The organism is Phocaeicola coprophilus DSM 18228 = JCM 13818 (assembly GCF_000157915.1).
Lineage (GTDB): Bacteria > Bacteroidota > Bacteroidia > Bacteroidales > Bacteroidaceae > Phocaeicola > Phocaeicola coprophilus.
The window spans coordinates 17,169-38,921 of sequence record NZ_EQ973637.1 but is presented as its reverse complement, the minus strand read 5'-3'; the positions used below and the strand labels follow the sequence as shown (position 1 = coordinate 38,921).

The window sequence follows — 21,753 nt, the reverse complement described above, 5'->3', positions numbered from 1 at the left end:
CATGACGTAAAGCATGTTCTCGTATTTATAGAGATTGAACATATCACTCATATAAATATCTCCCTCCCTGATTTCCGCATTAAACGAAAGAGGAGCACAGAAAGAGATGTCCGCACCACTGATATCCAGCTGCAGCTGATGAATCAGATCAATAAAGGCTGAAGGACCAAAGTAGGCATCTTTCGTGGAAATAGTCTGATTGATACGTCCGATCTTACGTGACACAAAATCAATGGTGGACTGGTATTGAGGCTGGAATTTACGGACAAAAGCCTCATCGGCCGGATAATCACGGACATTGGTCAGTGTACCCTCCACCGACTTACGGAGAACTTTGCCATCCTTCTTGCTGACACGGATGGTCACATCCGAAACAAAGCCTGCCCGATTGGCAGGATCTACAATCAGTACGGAATCACCCGCCACATTGACAATCTTGCGGCAATGGCGTGCATGATCATGTCCCATAAACACGACATCGAATCCCGGCACCTTCTGTGCTACGTCCGCCGAAGCATTTTCCACCACATTGTCAAGCCTGTTCCCCTCCGGACCGGCATGGAAAAGGCCGACCAGTACATCCGGATGCTCTGTCTCCCGAATGGTCCTGACCCATTTGGCTGCACAGGTTTCCATATCTTCAAAATGAAGTCCCGGCCACAATTGCTCAGGCAACCATGACGGAACGGCAGGTGTAATCATACCCAGCACCACTACCTTGACGCCGTCCCGCTCAATCACCTCATAAGGTTTCAGATAAGGACGCCCGGTTGCTTTCTCAATGATATTGGCTCCCAGAACAGGAAAGTCGCACTGTTTCACCCAACGATTATATACAGAAGGGCCTGCTTCCACATCATGATTACCCATGTTGCCGACATCATAACGCATGAAATTCAGGATATCGGCACACACATGTACCGAAACCGTATCCATAAAATTATAATAATAAGCAATCGGCTGTCCCTGCAGAATGTCTCCGTTATCCATAAGTATCAGGTTGTCACCATGTACCTTACGCTGTTCGTTCACAAACGAACTGACCTGCGCCAGGCTCCCTTTCACCGGGCGGCGACCGATAAAGTCATAAGGAAAATAACATCCGTGTACGTCACTGGTTTCTATCAATCTCAGGGTTACTTCCTGGTCTTCGGCTGCACGCATCTGCAGGCAACCCAGACCGATCAAAGCCATCAGGCAAACAAGATGTTTCATGTTGAAGTCTGTTTTGTTTTTGCAAAGATAGAAGAAGTTCTTGTTTTACTCAAACATTCAAGGATAAAATACTGTGAAAGAAGATTCAATTATGCTTTAACCGCCAGGAGTGGCACACAGTTTGTAATATTTCCGTAAACAAAACAAACAGACGATATGGCTTATATAGACTATTACAAAGTACTTGGGGTTGACAAAAATGCCACTCAGGATGACATCAAGAAAGCATACCGTAAGCTGGCCCGGAAATATCACCCGGACTTGAATCCGAACGATCCTTCGGCCAAGGACAAGTTCCAGGAGATCAACGAAGCCAACGAGGTATTGAGCGATCCGGAAAAGCGTAAGAAATATGACGCATACGGAGAGCACTGGAAACATGCAGATGAATTTGAAGCACAACAGCAGGCTTACCGTGCACAGCAAGGAGGCGGAGGTCAGGGTGAATACTGGTATTCTACAGATGGTGAACACTTCACTGGCGGATTCGGACATGGATTCGGAGGAGGTAATGCGAGCGGATTCTCTGACTTCTTTGAAGAATTGTTCGGACATCACGGCACCGGAGGCAGACGCTCACAGGCAGGATTCCGCGGACAGGACATCGAAGCAGAACTGCAACTCAGCCTGCGTGAGGCTGCCACGACTCACAAACAGACCTTTACCATCAATGGTGAGACCTTACGGATCACTGTTCCGGCCGGTGTTGCCAACGGACAGGTCATCAAGCTGAAAGGTCATGGAGGCAAAGGTGCCAACGGAGGACCGGACGGAGATTTGTATATCACTTTTGTGATAGGCGATGATCCGAACTTCCGCCGGAAAGGTGACGATCTGTTTACTGACGTGACCATTGACTTATATACGGCCGTTTTGGGTGGCGAAGTAACTGTCAACACCCTGGACGGACAAGTAAAACTGAAAGTACGGCCGGGCACTCAGAACGATGCCATGGTACGGCTGAAAGGAAAAGGATTTCCGGTCTACAAACAGGAAGGAAGTTTCGGAGATTTGATTGTAACTTATCATATAACCATCCCCACCAATCTGACAGAAAAGCAGAAGGAACTGTTCCGCCAGATTCAACAAGGATAAACAGAAAAACGAACGATTATGCAAAACGATTTGATCATCATCAGCGAATATTGCAACCATTGCAACATCGAACCGTCGTTCATCCTGATGTTGGGTGAGGACGGCCTGATAGACATTGAGGAAATTGACAACCGAAGTTGTTTCCCGGCGGCTCAGTTAAGAGAACTGGAACGTTATGCCCACCTTTATTATGACCTTTCCATCAACGTGGAAGGTATTGATGCCATCCGCCATCTGCTGACACGGGTAGAAAGCTTACAGGAACGTGTCCGTACTCTGGAAAACGAACTGCGGTTCTACCGGCGCTGACAATACATCCGGAATCCTGTGCGAAGAAACCATTATTCGATTCGCATCCATACAAAAAAGCTGACACATCAACCTCTTGTGTCAGCTTTTTCTTATTTCTCTCTTCTTCCTATATGCCATAAACCCAGGCTGTGGCAGAGGATCTGTTTTCTGATCCTGTCCTGCTTCAATAAACTTCCGGTAAGAGATTTCTTTCGAATCACAGAAATATAGGTATATTTGCACCAACAAAATAAATAAAGAATGATCAGAAATGCCAGACCAGAAGATGCCGGTGCAATGACTGACATCTATAACTTTTATATTCGGGAAAGTGTGGCTACCTTCGACACCGATCCCCTGCCGACAACTACCATGAGCCGACACATTGCTTCGGCTTCCGAAGGATATCCCTGTCTGATCTGCGAAGAAGAAGGACAAGTGGCCGGATTCTGCTACGCACATCCATGGAAGGAAAAGGCAGCCTACCGACATACACTGGAAACTACGGTTTATCTTCATCCGGAACATACCGGAAAAGGACTGGGAAGACAATTGATGGAACGCCTCATCGAAACATGCCGTACCAATGGCTCTCATGTCCTGATTGCGTGTATCACCGGAGGAAATGAAGCAAGCATCGCCCTGCATCAGTCACTCGGGTTCAAGCAGGTTTCACGGTTCGAAAAGGTCGGACTGAAATTCGGACGCCAGCTGGATGTCGTAGACTTCGAGCTTGAGCTTCAGCCCTGAGAGCAACCGTCCCCAGTTCATATCAATTCACTAAACTATTTTTTATCTTATATGGAACAATTCAGCCAGATGATTGCCGATGCACTCAAGCTGCCGGTTCATCGCGTAGAAAATACACTTAAACTACTTCAAGGTGGTGCCACAATCCCGTTCATCAGCCGTTACCGCAAGGAAGCTACAGGCGGACTGGACGAAGTGCAGATCAGCGAAATCAGTTCGCGTTACGAAAAACTCCTCGAACTCTCCAAACGCAAGGAAACCATACAGTCAACCATTGAAAGCCTGGGTAAACTGACCGATGACCTTCGCCGGCGTATCGACGGATGCTGGGACGCAACCGAACTGGAGGATATCTATCTGCCCTACAAGCCTAAACGAAAAACACGGGCTGAAGCAGCCCGTCAGAAAGGACTGGAACCGCTGGCTGCCTGGCTGATGTTACAACGAGAAAACGCCCTCGATGCATACGTAAAGAATTTCGTCAAAGGAGAGGTGAAGAATGAAGAGGATGCTCTGAAAGGAGCCCGCGATATCATTGCAGAACAGGTAAACGAGGACGAACAGGCCCGTAACCAGATCCGGCATCAGTTCAGCCGGCAGGCAGTCATTTCCGCGAAAGTGGTCAAAGGCAAGGAAACAGATGAAGCTGCTGCCAAATACCGCGACTATTTTGATTTCAGCGAACCGTTGAAACGTTGTTCTTCCCACCGTTTGCTGGCTATCCGGCGCGGAGAGGCTGAAGGAATTCTGAAAGTCAGCATCACCCCTTCTGATGAAACCGAATGTACCGACCGGCTGGAGCGCCGTTTTGTCAGAGGCAACAACGAATGTAGCCGCCAGGTATGCGAAGCAGTCAATGATGCTTACAAACGTCTGCTTAAGCCTGCCATCGAAACCGAATTTGCAGCTTTAAGCAAAGAGAAAGCCGACGATGAAGCCATCCGGGTCTTTGCAGGTAACCTTCGCCAGTTGCTCCTTGCCCCGCCGTTGGGACAGAAACGGGTACTGGGCATCGATCCGGGATTCCGTACCGGATGTAAGGTCGTATGTCTGGATGCACAGGGAACTCTGTTGCACAATGAAGCCATCTATCCGCATCCTCCAAAGTCTGAATACCAGCTGGCAGGTCGCAAGCTGGTGAAACTGGTAGAACAATACCGCATTGAAGCAATTGCTATCGGGAATGGTACGGCCAGTCGTGAAACGGAACAATTTGTTACCTCCCAGCGTTTTGACCGCGAAATACAGGTCTTTGTTGTCAGCGAAGACGGAGCATCCATCTATTCAGCTTCCAAAACAGCCCGTGATGAATTCCCGGATTATGACGTAACCGTACGGGGAGCTGTCTCTATCGGCCGCCGCCTGATGGATCCTCTGGCAGAACTCGTCAAGATTGATGCCAAGTCTATCGGCGTGGGACAATATCAGCACGATGTAGACCAGACAAAACTGAAAGAAGCGCTCGACCAGACGGTGGAAAGTTGTGTCAATCTGGTTGGAGTCAATGTCAACACCGCAAGCAGCCATCTGCTGACATACGTTTCCGGACTGGGACCGGTTCTTGCCAAAAATATCGTTGACTACCGCACGGCCAACGGTCCGTTCCGCTCCCGCCGGGAACTGTTGAAGGTTCCCCGTATGGGTGCCAAGGCCTTTGAACAATGTGCCGGATTCCTTCGCATACCACACGCCGAAAACCCGCTGGACAACTCAGCCGTACACCCGGAAAGTTACCCGATCGTAGAACGGATGGCAGCCGACCTGCACTGCTCCGTAAGTGATCTCATTGCCAACCGGGAGCTGAGAAGCCGCATCTCACCGGAGAAATATGTAACAGATACGGTCGGACTGCCGACTCTGACAGACATTCTTCAGGAACTGGAGAAACCGGGACGTGACCCGAGACAGAAAATTCAGGTTTTTGAATTTGACAAGAATGTACGGACTATCGATGATGTGCAGGAAGGAATGGAACTTCCCGGTATTGTGACCAACATCACAAATTTTGGCTGCTTCGTCGATCTGGGAATCAAGGAAAAAGGCCTCATTCACGTCTCGCAGCTGGCTGACAGATTCGTAAGCGATCCCACAACTGTGGTCAGCATTCATCAGCATGTACGGGTACGGGTTATTGGTGTAGACCGCGAACGGAAACGTATCGCACTGACCATGAAGGGCATGTAACGAACAGATATCATTTGCAGATACAGAGAATTATGGAAAAAGAGATTTGCGCCTGGTTCGTCTTCAACAGCGGCCAGGTATTGATTGAAAAAAAAGAAGACTGCTATCACATCCCGACAGGCACAGAACCTCCGGTATATGTTCCTGTCGGCAGCACCATTCATACCATCGGCCGGCTGGGTACGCTCACGGCCAAGACTTATGCCATCCATGTACCGGTAAGCGGAGATGAAGAAAGTCCCCGTATGATGAAAGACCTCCGGGCGTCATTCGATGTGCTTCCACGGGAGGAATATGATATGGCCGGAAAAGCATCCCAGATTCTGAACTGGGATAAAAACAGCCGTTATTGTCCGATGTGCGGCGTCCCTACCGTACAGGTCTCCCCTATTGCCAAACGATGTCCGGAATGCCGGCAGGAATTCTATCCGCGCATATCTCCGGCCGTTATCGTTCTGATCAAAAAGGAAGACAGCATTCTGCTGGTACATGCACGCAACTTCCGCGGTACGTTCAAAGGACTTGTAGCCGGTTTTCTGGAACCGGGAGAAACACTGGAAGAATGTGTACACCGGGAAGTCATGGAGGAAACAGGCCTGCGTATCCGCAACCTGAAATACTTCGGAAGCCAGCCCTGGCCTTACCCGAGCGGAATCATGGTAGGCTATACGGCAGAATATGAAAGCGGAAGCATCAAACTGCAGGACGAAGAACTGAGTGCAGGTGCCTTCTATACACGAGACAACCTGCCCGAGATACCCAAAAAACTGAGTATCGCGCGCAGGTTGATTGACGCCTGGCTGGAAGGAGAAGTCTGATTACAGCTCCTCGCACTCTTTAAGCCACAAAGCGGCACTGGCATCACTCGGCATACGCCAGTCGCCGCGCGGACTCAGCGAAACTGAGCCGACTTTCGGACCGTCCGGCAGACAGGAACGCTTAAACTGCTGGGCAAAGAAGCGGCGATAGAAACTGATCAGCCATTTCTTGATTGTCGTACTGTCGTATGTTCCGCGGAAGGCATTCTCAGCCAGCCAGTAGATTTTAGCCGGACGAAAGCCGAAGCGCAGGAAATAATAGATGAAAAAGTCATGTAATTCATACGGACCTACCAGGTCTTCTGTCTTCTGACGGATGTTTCCATGTTCATCAGCCGGTATCAGTTCCGGACTAATCGGCGTATCAATGATATCCAGCAATGTATTGCGGGACAGAACATCTACCCCAGTCTGAGCAACCCAGTTAACCAGGTAGCGGACCAGCGTCTTGGGAATGCTGGCATTGACTCCATACATAGACATGTGATCACCATTGTATGTAGCCCATCCCAAAGCCAGTTCCGACAGGTCACCAGTACCAATAACCAGTCCTCCTACTTTATTGGCATAATCCATCAGAATCTGCGTACGTTCACGCGCCTGTGAATTTTCATAGGTAACATCATGGATAGACATATCATGACCAATATCCTGAAAATGCTGGATACAGGCATCCTTGATACTGATTTCTTTCGTAGTTACCTGCAGGGAACTCATCAGTGTCAAGGCATTGTTATACGTACGGTCTGTCGTTCCGAAACCAGGCATCGTAATACCGATAATACCTTTGCGCGAAAGTCCCAGCTTATCAAATGTCTTGACGCAGACCAGCAAAGCCAGAGTGGAATCAAGCCCTCCCGAAATACCGACCACTACGGTCTTGCATCCCGTATGTACCAGACGTTTCGCCAGACCAGCCACCTGAATGGAGAATATTTCCTCGCAACGTTCATCCAATAATGCTCCTCCTGCCGGAACAAACGGATGCGGCTCTACATAACGGGTCAGCATCAGATCGCGGCCGGTTACCATTTCTGCCGTCACACGACGGGCCGGCTGCTGGGCATGCATACGCACGCTGGCAGCAAATGTAGTATTGGTCAGACGTTCTCCGCGCAGGCGTTCCACATCTATTTCCGTCACTACCAGTTGATCCTTAAAGGAGAAACGTTCAGACTCGGCCAGCAAGGTTCCGTTTTCATAAATCAGTCCGTTGCCTGCAAAGACCACATCAGTTGTCGATTCTCCAAATCCGCTGGAGGCGAAAACATAACCGGCCAGACACCGGGCTGACTGCTGGGCAAGCAAGGAACGGAGGTACTGATGCTTGCATATGTTCTCTGTATCGGCCGACATATTAAATATGATTTCAGCCCCTTTCAGTGCCAGAAGGGAACTGGGCGGAACAGGAGCCCACACATCTTCACAGATTTCTACACCGAAGCAGACATCTGACGTTTCAAAGAGCATGTTACTGCTCACCGGTACCAGCTGGCCACATAACCGGACCATAGTATCCTCTGGATGAGCCGTAGACGGAGCAAACCAGCGCTGTTCATAAAACTCTTTATAGTTTGGAAGATATGTTTTCGGAACGACACCAAGAATCTTTCCTTTCTGGAACACAACTGCACAATTCAATAGTGTAGAATTGACAATGACAGGCATACCCACGATGGAAATGACATCCAGCTGACGGGTATTGTTCATAATCTGCATCAATGCCAGTTCTGCCTGTTCCAGCAACAACTGCTGTCCGAACAGGTCACCACACGAGTATCCGGTAAGATTCAATTCCGGAAAGACTACGATCTGTACACCCTTGCCATCAGCTATTGCAATCTGAGTTTCTGCCTGTTGGGCATTAAATTTGCAATCAGCCACTTTCACTGTCGGAATAGCAGCTGCAACTTTTACAAAACCAAATTTCATATTGTCTATATAATAAGGTATAGAATCCTGCCGACCGTTGTCTCCGGGACACAGCCCGGTCTGGCAAAGATCCGATCAATCTATCTGCAAAAATAATCATTTAATCCGGCATACGAAGATGAAAACTAAAAATATGTGAGAAACAAAAAAAGAGTTGCAAAAAAAGACTTCTGCACATGAAAAAAAGTTCACAGACTCTTGTCATTCAAAAAAAACTTTGTATCTTTGCCTTTGAAATAAAATTGTAATAGTTACAGAATTGAAAGAGAGTATGAATGTTTACGAATATTTGATTAGTTACAACATCAAGCCGTCCGTACAGCGCATTGCCATCATGGATTATCTCCTGAAGCATAAAACTCATCCCTGTATCGATGAGATCTATATGGCTCTGTGCAAAGAAATCCCTACCCTTTCAAAAACAACCGTATACAATACGCTGAAGTTGTTTATAGAACATGGAGCTGCCCGGATGCTGACCATTGATGAAAGGAATGCCTGTTTCGACGGAGATACATCGGTGCATGCACACTTCCAGTGCAAAGCATGCGGAAAAATCTACGATCTTCCCATGGAAATGAAAGATCCGGAAGTTGAAAAGCTGGCGCAGAACGGCTTCATAACTGAAGAAACACACCTTTATTATAAAGGTATCTGCCCCGAATGCTCAAAAGAAAACCAGAACTAATAACGTATTTAAAATAGAATATTAACTAACATCTAAAATTTTTATTGTCATGAAAAAATTTATCTGTACTGTTTGTGGTTACATTTACGAAGGTGAAACTGCTCCTGAAAAATGCCCGTTGTGTAAAGCTCCGGCTTCTAAGTTCAAAGAAATGGAAGAAGCAGAAGGTGGTCTTCAGTTTGTTGACGAACACGTAATCGGCGTAGCTAAAGGTTGCGACGACGAAATGATCAAAGACCTGAACAATCACTTTATGGGTGAATGTACAGAAGTTGGTATGTACCTGGCTATGAGCCGTCAGGCTGACCGTGAAGGCTATCCTGAAGTTGCAGAAGCTTTCAAACGCTATGCTTGGGAAGAAGCTGAACACGCAGCTAAGTTTGCAGAACTGCTGGGTGACTGTGTATGGGATACCAAAACTAACCTGGAAAAACGTATGAACGCTGAATGCGGTGCTTGCGAAGACAAGAAGCGTATCGCAACTCGTGCAAAACAGCTGAACCTGGATGCTATCCACGACACTGTTCACGAAATGGCTAAAGACGAAGCTCGTCACGGTAAAGGTTTCGAAGGTTTGTACAACAGATACTTCAAGAAGTAATTATCTTACCCAAACAGGTAATATCGATACTCCTGAAACGGAGGGTTGCCTCAAGGCAACTCTCCGTTTTCTTTTTTACCCATAAAGGTTTCTTCCTTTCCAGACAACAGATAGGCTGCATCACATCGAATACACAATACGGCAATATCGAGTAGCAGGATCCGCAGAATCGAGTAGTACGATGAGGCTGAATCGAATAGTCGATGAGGGCGCATCGAGTAGTACGATGGAGCCTAAACGACCGGTCGATTTTCCGCTAATGTAAGCACAATTTTCCGGCAGCCGGAGAAAAAAGAAACGCGGGTTTCCCTTCAAGTCATACGACTCCTGGGATAACCCGCGTTCCATATTATCGGATAGACTCCGAAATCAGAAATTAAACTTTTCCAGTTTCATTGCAGCCAGCTCCTGAATCTTCGGAACCAGTGTTGTGAAGTGAGTAGCCTGTTCATGGGCAGAAAGAGATTCTGCATCACGCCATGTTTCACAAATCATCAGTACATCAGGGCGGGTTGCGCTTTCAAACAAATCATACGCTACACATCCATTGTCCTTCAACGATGCTGCTACCAGTTCTTTAGACAGAGCCACTACTTCCTGACGTTTTTCTGCTCCAACCTGGATAAATACATTCAATCTAATCATAATTGTTTCTGTTTTAAAAGTCTATGTTGTTATTCTTTGCAAATGCTTTCCATTTACCATTCCACGAACTTGCCGCGAGCCTTACGTTCCTTCAGGATCTCAGCCAGACGTTTGTTCTTGGAAGAGGCAATATATTTTCGTCCGAAAATATTCGGTATGGCAACTCCCAAAGCAATACACATGATCACCAGTCCGGAGTTTACACCGCTTTCAATGGCCTTCATCAACGGAGTAACCTGATCGATGGACTGTACATTCATGTTGATCAGACCAAACAGCATGCGGTACATCAGAACTCCCGGGATCATCGGGATTACTGAAGGAATAGTCAGCACATGGTTAGGTACATGGAACCAGTGAACAGCCTTAATTGCAATCAGACTCACAAGAACAGAACCGCTGAAAGAACCGATAACCAATCCCATATCCAGACCTATATTATTTGTGCTCGGACCGAGGTTGACAAAGTTACGGGTACATACAGCGATGATACCTCCAATGGCCACAACCCAAAGCAGACGACGCTGGATGTTGAAGATCATGGAAAATCCCATCGCCGAAATGGCTGCCGCAATGGCATATTCCAGATAATTGTGATGAGGAACCATACTGATGGTCGGGAAGAAATCGCCGATGCTGCACAGTTTCACGGCAAAAGCAATACCGAAAGCCATTGCCGATACCATCAGCAACGTATTCACTGCCCGGACAATACCGACCTGAATATAATTGTCAAGCATATCGTCGACGAAGTTGATCAAAGGTACACCCGGAACGATAAACAGGGCACAAGCCAGCAGCGGGTGCCAGGGAGTAGAAGTCCATTCAGCAGGCAACAACGTAGAAGCCCATGCCAGCATGGTAGCTATAAAAGCAGAGATTGCAATTCCCATATAATGGTTCAGACCAGACTCGTTGCACTTCGCACGCACACGCATTCCAATGATGGCAGCGATTGATGCATACAGGAAAGCCATCCAGTCACATCCGAACTGAATACAGAATCCACCGCAGGCAAAACCGGCTCCAATGGCTACCTGCCACGGCGTGTAATTACGTTTGCGGGTACGGATCTTTTCAAGTTCTTCCTCATACTGGTCAAGCGTATAATCATTTTCAATGGCACGCCACGACAATTTGCTTACTTCAGAAATGGCTGTCATGTTCACTCCGTGTCCTTCAATACGCTGGAATTTCGTAAACGAATAGTCTCCATCGCTCACGTTCACCATCAGCATAGTGAAGCTGACATTGATGTGAAGTTTCTCTTCGGGAATACCCAGATACGCTGCCGTACGCTTCATGTTTCTCACAATGCGGTTCGTGTCCGCCAGACTTTCTACCAAAAGTTTGCCAGTACGCAACAATAAGTCTACTCTACGGTGCAGGAGCTGATCGTGCGCCTTCACGGTAGTTTCCAAGTGTTCGTCTATTACCATTAATTATAAGTTTTGTTTTTCAGGGTGCAAAAGTACAAAAAATTCTGTTTTTCTTTTTATCTTTGCACCCAGAAGTTTAATGAAATGCGCAAACTTTCAAGGATAGAAGAAGAAAGAAGAATCGTTGAACAAATGATACGGATCTATTGCCGCCACAAGGAGGGCAACAGAACGTTATGCAACAATTGCCAGTCTCTGTTGGCATATGCCACTGCAAGGCTGAACAACTGTCCGTTCAAAGATCACAAAAAAACTTGTCGTCTGTGCCCAAAACATTGTTACAAGCCCGACATGAGAGCACAGATCCGGAACGTTATGCGCTATGCAGGCCCCCGAATGCTCTTCTACCATCCAATAGCTGCCCTGCAACATATTTGGCGAGAGTATGGCGAACACCTGATCAGAAAAAAACATTATCCACAAAAACAAGTGTAGAATAAATCCACAATTCCCGACATTCCTTCCCCAACTTTTATCCCCTCCACCCTAACAATACACAGGAAATCAAGCATAAAAAAAACGAAACAAAGGTTTGGCACAGGATTTGCAACATTCAAAGAAGCGCACAAAAATTAAAATTAACCAAAGGAATATGAAACGATTTTTGACAAGGAAAGATTTAAGAATGAAAAGAAAACAAGCCATCTATGCAGCAATCAGCGTAATCGTTGTCATTGCTCTGTACCTGGTTCTGACCCGCAAAGAAAAACCGGAACCTGAACTTCCCATCGTTTGCGTGACACCGGCTCAGCAACAAGATGTAGAAATTTATGGAGAATACGTGGGCCGAATCCGTGCTCAGCAGTTTGTAGAAGTTCGCGCCCGCGTAGAGGGTTTCCTCGAACAAATGCTTTTCGAGGAAGGAACTTATGTAAAAAGAAACCAGACACTCTTTGTCATTAATCAGGATAAATACCGTGCCAAAGCAGACAAGGCACGTGCTCAGCTGAAGAAGGACGAAGCAACAGCACGCAAGGCTCAACGTGACCTGGACCGTATCCGTCCGTTGTATGAAAAGAATGCAGCCAGCCAGCTGGACCTGGACAACGCCATTGCTGCTTATGAAACTGCAGTAGCCAGCGTAGGCATGAGCGAAGCTGATCTGGATCAGGCAGAACAGGAACTGGGATATACCATCGTACGTTCGCCGATATCCGGACAGATCAGTGAAAGATATGTCGACCTGGGAACGCTGGTAGGCAGTGGCAACCAGTCTCTTCTTGCCACCATCGTAAAAAGTGATACTGTACTGATTGATTTCAGCATGACTGCACTTGACTATCTGAAAAGTAAAGAGCGTAACGTAACTCTCGGCCAAAAGGACTCTACACGTTCCTGGCAACCGACCGTCAGCATTACGCTTGCCGACAACTCCGTATATCCACACAAAGGTCTCGTTGACTTTGCCGATCCACAGGTAAATCCGAAAACCGGAACGTTCTCCGTCCGTGCAGAAATGGCCAACCCCGACCATGCTCTTCTGCCGGGACAGTTCACCAAGGTAAAACTGTTGCTTGACGTACGCGAACAGGCCACGGTAGTTCCCCAGAAATCACTGATCATCGAAAAGGGAGGTGCCTACGTATTCGTGATGCGTAAAGACTCGACTGTAGAAAAACGTTTCATCGAACTCGGTCCGGAATTCCAGAACAACGTAGTGGTAGAACGTGGTCTTGCTGCCGGCGAAATGGTTGTTGACGAAGGTTATCACAAACTGACTCCGGGCATCAAAGTCCGCATTGGCGAAGCACCGGAAGCAAAGGAGGAAGACAAATAAGCAAACCCCATTAATCAGACAACCCCATGAAAGTGAATTTTTTCATTGACAGACCGGTATTCTCGGCTGTCATATCCATATTGATTGTGATCATCGGAATCATCGGACTGATGATGCTTCCGGTCGATCAATACCCCCAGATTACACCGCCGGTTGTAAAAATCAGCGCATCTTATCCGGGTGCAAGTGCCGTAACCGTATCACAAGCTGTAGCAACCCCTATTGAACAGGAACTGAACGGAACGCCGGGTATGCTCTACATGGAGTCCAACAGCTCCAATTCGGGAGGATTCTCAGCAACCGTCACTTTTGATATCTCAGCCGATCCGGATCTGGCCGCAGTAGAAATACAGAACCGTATCAAGCTGGCCGAATCCCGTCTGCCTGCCGAAGTCGTACAGAATGGTATCACAATCGAAAAACAGGCAGCCAGCCAGCTGATGACACTCTGTCTGACTTCTGATGACCCCAAGTTCGATGAAATCTATTTAAGTAATTTCGCTACCATCAACGTACTCGACCTTTTACGGCGTATTCCCGGCGTGGGCCGTGTATCAAATGTCGGTAGCCGTTACTATGCCATGCAGATCTGGGTAGACCCTGCCCGTCTGGCCAATTTCGGTCTGACCGTACAAGACGTACAGAATGCCTTGAAAGATCAGAACCGTGAGTCTGCAGCCGGAGTTCTGGGACAGCAGCCTGTTACCGGCCTTGACATTACGATTCCTATCACAGCTCAGGGACGTCTGTCAAGTGTATCTCAATTTGAAGAGATCGTACTGAGCACCAATGCCGACGGTTCACTGGTACGTATGCGTGACGTAGCCCGTGTTTCTCTCGAAGCACAGTCTTACAATACGGAAAGTGGTATCAATGCAGGCAATGCTGCCGTACTGGGAATCTATATGCTTCCGGGCGCCAATGCAATGGAAGTAGCCGAAAGCGTAAAAAAAGAGATGGCAGAGATTAGCAAGAACTTCCCTGAAGGACTGGAATATAACTTCCCGTTTGATATGACGAAGTACATCTCTGAATCTATCCACGAAGTATACAAGACTTTGTTTGAAGCGTTGTTCCTCGTTATTGTCGTTGTATTCCTTTCTTTGCAGAACTGGCGGGCTACTGTCATCCCGATCGTAGCAGTCCCCATCTCACTGATCGGAACCTTCGGATTCATGCTGATCTTCGGCTTCTCGCTCAACATTCTGACCCTGCTCGGTCTGGTATTGGCCATTGGTATTGTGGTCGACGACGCGATTGTCGTGGTTGAAAACGTAGAACGCATCATGGAAGAGGAGCATCTGCCTCCTTATGAAGCAACGAAAAAAGCAATGGACGGACTGGTGGGCGCCATCATTGCCACCTCTTTGGTACTGGCAGCCGTATTCGTACCTGTAAGTTTCCTTTCAGGTATCACCGGACAGCTGTATCGCCAGTTCAGTGTGACAATCGCTATTTCAGTATTGCTGTCTACGGTTGTTGCCCTAACCTTGAGCCCCGTGATGTGTTCGCTCATTCTGAAACCGGCTGATCCTAACAAACCGAAGAACCGCGTGTTCCGGGCTATCAACCGCTGGCTGGATGTGGGCAATCATCATTACATTGCAGAAATCCGCCGTGTCATCAGACACCCCAAACGCGTCATTTCATTCTTCGGTATTGTTCTGGTGTTTATTTTCACACTTTACCGACTGATCCCGACCAGCTTCCTCCCGACAGAAGACCAGGGATATTTCACAGTCGAGCTGGAACTTCCGGAAGGAACGACCCTGGAACGTACACGTATTGTGACCAACCGGGCCATCGATTTCCTGATGAAAGATCCTGCAGTGGAATATGTATTGAACGTTACGGGTAGCAGCCCTCGTATCGGTACGAGCCAGGCACGAAGCCAGCTGACCGTCATCCTGAAAGAATGGAAAGAACGTGACAACACGACGATCAATGAAATCATGGCCAATGTACAGGAAGAAATGAAAGAGTATCCGGAAAGCAAAGTCTATCTGTCTACTCCTCCCGTTATTCCGGGACTGGGTACATCAGGTGGTTTTGAAATGCAGCTGGAAGCTCGTGGTGATGCAACCTACGACGACCTGGTACGCGCTACGGACACTTTGATGTATTATGCCAAACAGCGGAAAGAAATCGCAGGACTGTCCTCATCCCTGCAGGCTGAAATCCCGCAACTGTATTTCGACGTAGACCGCGACAAGGTAAAACTGTCCGGTGTACCGATGGCGGATGTATTCTCAACAATGAAGGCCTATACCGGATCCGTATACGTGAACGACTTCAACCTGTTCAACCGTATCTACCGTGTATACATCCAGGCAGAAGCTCCTTATCGGGCTCACCGCGATAACATCGGACTGTTCTTCGTAAAAGGAAGTGACGGAAACATGATTCCGCTGACCTCACTGGGAACAACCGACTATACGGCCGGACCGGGTAGCATCAAACGTTTCAATATGTTCAACACCTCTGTCATCAACGGAACAACGGCCAACGGAGCCAGCTCCGGACAGGCCATGGAAATACTGGAACAGATTGCACGTGAGAAACTGCCAGAGAATATCGGAGTAGAATGGAGCGGACTCTCCTATCAGGAAAAGCAGGCAGGCGGACAGACAGGTCTGATTCTGTCACTGGTGTTCCTCTTCGTGTTCCTCTTCCTGGCAGCCCTTTACGAAAGCTGGAGTATTCCGGTAGCCGTATTGATTTCACTTCCGGTAGCCGTACTCGGTGCCTATGCCGGCGTTGCAATCTGCGGTCTGGAAAACGATACCTACTTCCAGATTGGTCTGGTAATGCTGATCGGTCTGGCAGCCAAGAATGCCATCCTGATCGTAGAGTTCGCCAAAGACGAAGTGGATAAAGGACGCGATGTCGTAGAAGCCGCCCTGTATGCAGCTCAGTTGCGCTTCCGTCCCATCTTGATGACCTCACTGGCTTTCATCCTCGGTATGCTTCCGATGGTTATTGCTTCAGGACCGGGTTCCGCCAGCCGTCAGGCTATCGGTACCGGTGTATTCTTCGGAATGCTTGTTGCCGTTACAGTCGGCATCGTATTGGTTCCGTTCTTCTTTGTGATGATCTACAAGACAACCCACAAGTTAAAACAACTCAAGAAATAAAACCCTGTATCCGTATGAAACAGACTAAACAGCTACCTAAAATATTCCTTTTCCTGGCAACCAGCTTCCTCCTGGGAAGCTGCCAGCTGGGGAAACACTATACACGCCCTCAACTGCAACTGCCGGAAACCCTCGACAGCACCAGTGTGGACAGCACCTCCCTGGGTGACTATCCGTGGGAACAGCTCTATACAGACACTACACTTCAGGCCCTGATCCGCAAGGCCCTTACCTACAACAAGGACATGCTGATTGCCGCATCCCGGGTCAAGGAACTGGCAGCCATGAAGCGGATTGACTATGCCAAACTGTTTCCGGAAGTCAACCTGAAAGTCTACGGAGAACGGGAACGCGAAAACTATGGAGGAAACCATCCCACAAACAGCGATGAGTTCGACCTGAAAGTAGGAGTTTCCTGGGAACTTGACCTGTGGGGGAACCTCCGCTGGGCACGCGACAAAAGCCTTGCTCAGTTCATGGGGTCCATCGAAAACCAGCGTGCAGTCCGTATGACTCTGGTCAGCCAGGTTACCCAATCCTACTTCGAACTGGTAGCGCTCGACAACGAACTCTCCATTGTCCGCAAGACCGTAGAAGCACGACGTGAAGGTCTTCATCTGGCACGTATCCGCTATGAAGGCGGTCTTACCTCGGAAACAGCTTTCCGTCAGGCGCAGGTCGAGCTGGCACGTACCGCCACGCTGGTTCCGGATCTGGAACGAAAGATCTCCCTAAAAGAAAACGAACTGGCTTTCCTCACCGGAGACTATCCGCGTCACATCAACCGTGCCGTACTGCCCGAAGAAGTCATGTTCCCCATAAGCCTGCCTGTCGGACTCCCTTCCAGTCTGCTGGAGCGCCGTCCGGACGTACGTCAGGCTGAACAAGCCCTGATCGAAGCCAATGCGGCTGTTGGAATTGCCTACACCAATCTTTTCCCGCGCATTACCCTGACAGCAAGCTATGGTGCAGAAAGCAAATTGCTAAGCGATCTGCTGAAATCGCCTCATCATCTGATCGTGGGAAACCTGCTGCAACCGCTTTTCGCCATGGGAAAGAACCGTGCAATGCTGAAAGCCAAGAAGGCGGCCTACGAACAAGCAGCCTATGCTTATGAAAAAGCTGTCCTGAGTGCATTCAAGGATGCTTATAATGCCATTGTAGAATTCAACAAAATCAAGGAAATCTACGAAACCCGTCTGCGTCTGGAACAGTCGTCCAAAAGCGCCCTTGAACTGGCACAGCTGCAATACATGGAAGGAGTCATTGCTTACATGGACCTGCTCGATGCACAGCGTGGTTACCTTGAAGCACAGATCAGCCTGAGCAATGCCATCCGCGACAAGCAGATCACTCTCGTCAACCTGTACAAAGCATTGGGAGGAGGCTGGCAATAAGCCGCTCCTTCGCACCGGATAATGTCTGACCGGACAAATAAAAAGATAGCCGCCCAGGGAATTGGGCGGCTATCTTTTTATAGAGATTCTTTTATCTGTAAATCTAATTCTTCCGGCTTATTTCAGCTCTTTGCATTTATAGCGGTCACCTGTGGCTTTCACCAGTTCCTTCAGGAATTCCTGCGTATAGCCCGGACGATCCAGAGGGGCAGTATTTCCGGTTGCCGGACGAACCAGCTTTCCATTCTGAACCCGCTTCACGGCACCGTCATTGTAACGGACAACCAGAAACTCTCCCAGCTTCTTCCAGCTTTCCACCGCAGTCTGGGCAGTCATCGAAGTATAATCTGTCAGGAATGCCTTTGCTTTGGCCGGATCTTCCTGATACAGTTTCAAGGCTGTGCTTTCTACACCGCTCTGTGCGTTGGCATACATATCTTCCAGGCTGTTCTGTACCGTGCGCATATCGTTTATCATCAGGCTGTAACGCGGACGAATCATATCAGCCACCCAGTTATAGATCCAGAAAGCAGAGTTCCATGAGAATGTCACGCAGTCTCCTTCTCCTTGAGCATACGATGCCGGTACCTTGTCCGTATTGCAATAAACCGGAGTAAATACAGTCATATTCGCATCGTCCAGTCCGAACCACAGCACACCGCCGATGGCGTCAGGAAGGTTTGCACGCATCTGAGAAACGAAAACAAATGCACTCTGCTGCGTAGAAATCGGACGTTCGTTGAAATACTCCTGTCCGTCCACCTTAAAGGTCAGCGGAGAAAGACGGTAAGGCATCTTGAACACTCCGGCACCCGGATCATTGGTAATGTCAAGCGGCGTACCTTCATAATGATCGCGCATGGCATGCTGGATGTCGCGTACAGACACCTTTGCATCCGGTTTCACATACAGCGGCATCGGCTCGCTGCTCTCTCCCTGAATATACGGCAGATAAGCCTGTCCGGTCGTCTTGCTGAACATGTTGTAGAAACTCCATACCCGGGCTTCGCAGGCACGCAGGCCGGAGAAATCCAGAGGACAATAGGCATCCGCAAAACTGAAATCCTTATTCAATCCGTCGAAATAACCTTTTTCACGTGCAAAGGAAATGACATCCGGAGAATACAGGCAGTTTTCTTTGTCGTTCATGTCGAACTTATGGATACGGCTCTGGTTTGCATGAGCTGCAATGCAGTCATCCGGAATACGGACAGCTACCCACACTGCTCCTTTCACACCGGGACCCTTACCGATCATTTCCATGATCCAGGCTTCATTCGGATCGGCGATGGAGAACGATTCACCGCTGCTGTAATAACCATACTCCTTCACGAGATCTGTCATCACCTTGATGGCTTCCTTCGCAGTACGCGAACGCTGCAAAGCTACATAGATCAAGCTTCCGTAGTCCATGATACCGGTAGTATCCACCAGCTCCGGACGACCTCCGAAAGTAGTTTCACCGATGGTCACCTGATATTCGTTCATGTTTCCGATCACATTATACGTCTGCTTGGCCTCTTTGATCTTGCCCAGATACTTGCCGCTGTCCCAGTCAAAAATGTCACGCATGGTTCCAGCCGGATGCGTAGCTGCCGGGAAATGGCAAAGGAAGCCGAACATACCGTACGAGTCTGCCGAATAAGACACGATCACAGACCCGTCGGCCGAAGCCTTCTTGCCGACAATAAAGTTGGTACAGGCCCAACCGTTCACAAAGACGGCTGTCAGCATCATGACAGCCAGGATTAGTTTTCTTCTCATATTTATCTTGATTTTAGATTAAATAATCAACTTAAAAGCGATACTCTTTACGCGTCACATTACCGCACTCGTCGGTCACCGTCACTTCAGCCCGGTGAGGAACTCCCCGCTTCACCTTTTCAGGATCCTGAATCACCAGAATTCCTTTCTTCAGACCGAAAAGCACAAAATGTCCGTCGATATACACTTTATAACTGCGGATTCCCGTTTCACCGTCCTTCACCCGGAAACGAAGATTACGCGGATTGGCACGCCATGTTCCCTGTCCCAGCGGAGTAATCCGCGGACCGATGGTATCTACTGCCACCGTAAATGTTCCGAGTGTACGCACGCGGGTTCTGATCCATCCGTCCGCATACTCTCCTCCTACCGAAGCCTGCCATTTGCCGACCTTCTGCATGATGTAATACTTGGTGGTGTCTGCCAGCGGCTTGTGACGCAGGCCGATGGCCAGCGGACAATAACTGTGAAGCGGTGTATCTCCGGCATCCAGCACATAATCGAACGAGATTCCGGCACTGTCTCCCTTCACTTCGGTATTCAGTTCCGCATTCTCATACACATAGCCCCTCGGAACCACCAGTTCCATGCCCGGCTCATGAATCACATTCGTGCGGTCCCAGTATAAAATATGATTTGATTCCGGCACATATTCCGGTACTGACTGTTTCCGTCCCCGTACCGTAAAACGATACGTCCGCTTGTTTCCGAAGTTATCTTCCAGCACATAACGGAAACGATAATTGCGCTCCTCACTGATATTTACAATGCCTCCGTTCTCATCCGCATACAGCAGACGAAGCCGGTTACCGGGCAAAACACGCGAACGCATCACCAGCCGGCGTGTCTTCATCAGCTCCTCGTAGTCCGTAAATCCGTTGATCATCCGGTTTTCATCGGGAAGTACCCGGTCGGTCACACTGCGAAATACCTCGACCGAATCCACGTACAAGGTCACGGAATGCACTCCATAAAAGTTTGACGTTCCGTCCATATAATCCTTTGCACTGATTCCCGTATAAATCTCGCCCCATGCTTCAACCGGCTGCGACAGATTGCCCACAGCCACCAGCTTCTTGCGCGTACGGCCTTCCACCACCCCTTTGCCGGCTACCGGATAAATACCCACCAGGCTGGCAACAGGTGCCTTGCTGTCCTTCAGCAAATGGCCGAAATAAGGCATCGGATCAATATATTCCTGGGTATCGGAATGACGCAGTTCCAGATGCAGATGCGGACCGGCCGATGCTCCTTCGTTTCCGCTCAGGGCAATCACGTCTCCCTTCTTCACCGGAAAACGTCCCGGCTCGGGAAACAGATTACAGACAAAAGTCTCGTTGGCATACTGATAGTCACGCACATAGCGTTCCACCTCGGGCGAGAATGCCACGACGTGCCCGTAGACGGACGTCAGCCCGTTGGGATGCGTAATGTAAATCGCCTGTCCGTAACCTCCGTGCAGCACGGCCACACGCGACACATATCCGTCGGCAATACAGTGAATCGGCTTACCCGTCACTCCCTGTGTCTTGATGTCCAGTCCGTTGTGAAAATGATTCGGACGAAGTTCACCGAAATTTGCACTCAGCAATATAGGAAAATCAAAAGGCGAGCGAAAAACGTTGCGCAACGTATCTCCCGCCTGTCCTGCCCATGTCATGCCGCAGACACCTCCCAGCACGACAAGCATCAAAGCTCTCCGCATCATGATTGCTTCTTATCTTCCTTGTCAGCCTCGTCCAGACCGTTCATCCCGTCTCTGAAACTCTTCACACCTTTGCCCAGACCTTTCATCAGTTCCGGGATCTTCTTTCCCCCGAAAAGCAGCAATGCCACCAGAAGAATCAGCAGCAGTTCCTGCGTTCCCACTCCTAAAATCAGAAATGTACACATATTCTTATTGTTTTTTCATTCGTTTGACGCTACAAATATATCCAATAAAATGAGGATATGCAAAAATGTCGAAACGTTTTAAGGCAAAGCCCGAAGCGTTTGCATCAAAAGCCCGAAACATTTTTAAAAA

General features: G+C 48.6%; 18 protein-coding genes. 11 read left to right on the top strand and 7 right to left on the bottom strand.

Annotated features, from left to right (window positions below; all coding sequences use genetic code 11):
* On the bottom strand, window positions 1-1,215 hold a 1,215-nt coding region (locus tag BACCOPRO_RS06205), incomplete at its 3' end, for a bifunctional metallophosphatase/5'-nucleotidase (RefSeq protein ID WP_008141968.1).
* Window positions 1,216-1,371: 156 nt separating this feature from the next.
* On the opposite strand from BACCOPRO_RS06205, the gene BACCOPRO_RS06200 reads away from it, so the two are divergent.
* The 5 genes from BACCOPRO_RS06200 (at window position 1,372) to nudC (ending at window position 6,353) form a co-directional block, all read left to right on the top strand.
* Window positions 1,372-2,310, top strand: coding sequence for a DnaJ C-terminal domain-containing protein (locus BACCOPRO_RS06200; RefSeq protein WP_008141963.1), 939 nt, complete (start codon window positions 1,372-1,374; stop codon window positions 2,308-2,310).
* 18 nt (window positions 2,311-2,328) lie between these two features.
* Entirely contained in the window at window positions 2,329-2,619 is a 291-nt protein-coding gene (locus BACCOPRO_RS06195) for a chaperone modulator CbpM (protein ID WP_008141961.1), read from the top strand.
* A 243-nt stretch (window positions 2,620-2,862) separates the two neighbouring features.
* Window positions 2,863-3,351: a GNAT family N-acetyltransferase gene (locus BACCOPRO_RS06190; protein WP_008141959.1), complete on the top strand. Its 489-nt coding sequence runs from the start codon at window positions 2,863-2,865 to the stop codon at window positions 3,349-3,351.
* 51 nt (window positions 3,352-3,402) lie between these two features.
* Window positions 3,403-5,535 carry a Tex family protein gene (locus BACCOPRO_RS06185; protein ID WP_008141957.1) on the top strand — a complete coding sequence of 711 codons (2,133 nt, stop codon included), beginning with the start codon at window positions 3,403-3,405 and terminating at the stop codon, window positions 5,533-5,535.
* 32 nt (window positions 5,536-5,567) lie between these two features.
* Window positions 5,568-6,353, top strand: a complete 786-nt coding sequence (gene nudC, locus BACCOPRO_RS06180) for an NAD(+) diphosphatase (RefSeq protein ID WP_008141956.1) — start codon at window positions 5,568-5,570, stop codon at window positions 6,351-6,353.
* Here the strand turns inward: nudC and BACCOPRO_RS06175 are convergent, their stop codons facing one another.
* Window positions 6,354-8,285: an NAD(+) synthase gene (locus BACCOPRO_RS06175; RefSeq protein WP_008141954.1), complete on the bottom strand. Its 1,932-nt coding sequence runs from the start codon at window positions 8,283-8,285 to the stop codon at window positions 6,354-6,356.
* 271 nt (window positions 8,286-8,556) lie between these two features.
* Between BACCOPRO_RS06175 and BACCOPRO_RS06170 the strand changes: the two genes are divergently transcribed.
* Window positions 8,557-8,973 carry a Fur family transcriptional regulator gene (locus BACCOPRO_RS06170; protein WP_008141952.1) on the top strand — a complete coding sequence of 139 codons (417 nt, stop codon included), beginning with the start codon at window positions 8,557-8,559 and terminating at the stop codon, window positions 8,971-8,973.
* Between the two features lie 49 nt (window positions 8,974-9,022).
* Entirely contained in the window at window positions 9,023-9,574 is a 552-nt protein-coding gene (locus BACCOPRO_RS06165; protein ID WP_007562386.1) for an NADH peroxidase, read from the top strand.
* 369 nt (window positions 9,575-9,943) lie between these two features.
* Here the strand turns inward: BACCOPRO_RS06165 and BACCOPRO_RS06160 are convergent, their stop codons facing one another.
* Together BACCOPRO_RS06160 and BACCOPRO_RS06155 are read right to left on the bottom strand one after the other, a co-directional pair.
* Entirely contained in the window at window positions 9,944-10,219 is a 276-nt protein-coding gene (locus BACCOPRO_RS06160; RefSeq protein ID WP_008141949.1) for a putative quinol monooxygenase, read from the bottom strand.
* A 53-nt stretch (window positions 10,220-10,272) separates the two neighbouring features.
* Window positions 10,273-11,658 (bottom strand): threonine/serine exporter family protein, encoded by a 1,386-nt coding sequence (locus BACCOPRO_RS06155; RefSeq protein ID WP_008141947.1) that lies wholly within the window; start codon window positions 11,656-11,658, stop codon window positions 10,273-10,275.
* An 84-nt stretch (window positions 11,659-11,742) separates the two neighbouring features.
* Here BACCOPRO_RS06155 and BACCOPRO_RS17460 point away from each other — a divergent pair, with 84 nt between their 5' ends.
* The 4 genes from BACCOPRO_RS17460 to BACCOPRO_RS06140 all read left to right on the top strand — a co-directional run bounded on the left by BACCOPRO_RS17460 (window position 11,743) and on the right by BACCOPRO_RS06140 (window position 17,966).
* Entirely contained in the window at window positions 11,743-12,093 is a 351-nt protein-coding gene (locus BACCOPRO_RS17460) for a nitrous oxide-stimulated promoter family protein (RefSeq protein WP_054856372.1), read from the top strand.
* A gap of 157 nt (window positions 12,094-12,250) precedes the next feature.
* Entirely contained in the window at window positions 12,251-13,435 is a 1,185-nt protein-coding gene (locus BACCOPRO_RS06150; protein ID WP_040311256.1) for an efflux RND transporter periplasmic adaptor subunit, read from the top strand.
* 26 nt (window positions 13,436-13,461) lie between these two features.
* A complete protein-coding gene (locus BACCOPRO_RS06145; protein WP_008141940.1) occupies window positions 13,462-16,569 on the top strand; it encodes an efflux RND transporter permease subunit in 3,108 nt (1,035 codons plus the stop codon).
* A gap of 14 nt (window positions 16,570-16,583) precedes the next feature.
* Window positions 16,584-17,966: an efflux transporter outer membrane subunit gene (locus BACCOPRO_RS06140; RefSeq protein WP_008141939.1), complete on the top strand. Its 1,383-nt coding sequence runs from the start codon at window positions 16,584-16,586 to the stop codon at window positions 17,964-17,966.
* Between the two features lie 117 nt (window positions 17,967-18,083).
* Here the strand turns inward: BACCOPRO_RS06140 and BACCOPRO_RS06135 are convergent, their stop codons facing one another.
* From BACCOPRO_RS06135 to BACCOPRO_RS06125, 3 genes are read right to left on the bottom strand one after another with little or no spacing between them, the layout of a single operon-like run.
* Window positions 18,084-19,730 (bottom strand): C69 family dipeptidase, encoded by a 1,647-nt coding sequence (locus tag BACCOPRO_RS06135; protein ID WP_008141937.1) that lies wholly within the window; start codon window positions 19,728-19,730, stop codon window positions 18,084-18,086.
* Window positions 19,731-19,761: 31 nt separating this feature from the next.
* Window positions 19,762-21,438: a M23 family metallopeptidase gene (locus tag BACCOPRO_RS06130; protein WP_008141935.1), complete on the bottom strand. Its 1,677-nt coding sequence runs from the start codon at window positions 21,436-21,438 to the stop codon at window positions 19,762-19,764.
* Window positions 21,435-21,623, bottom strand: coding sequence for a Sec-independent protein translocase subunit TatA/TatB (locus BACCOPRO_RS06125; RefSeq protein WP_008141933.1), 189 nt, complete (start codon window positions 21,621-21,623; stop codon window positions 21,435-21,437). The genes BACCOPRO_RS06130 and BACCOPRO_RS06125 overlap by 4 nt, the downstream gene beginning before the upstream one ends.
* Between the last annotated feature and the right edge of the window lie 130 nt (window positions 21,624-21,753).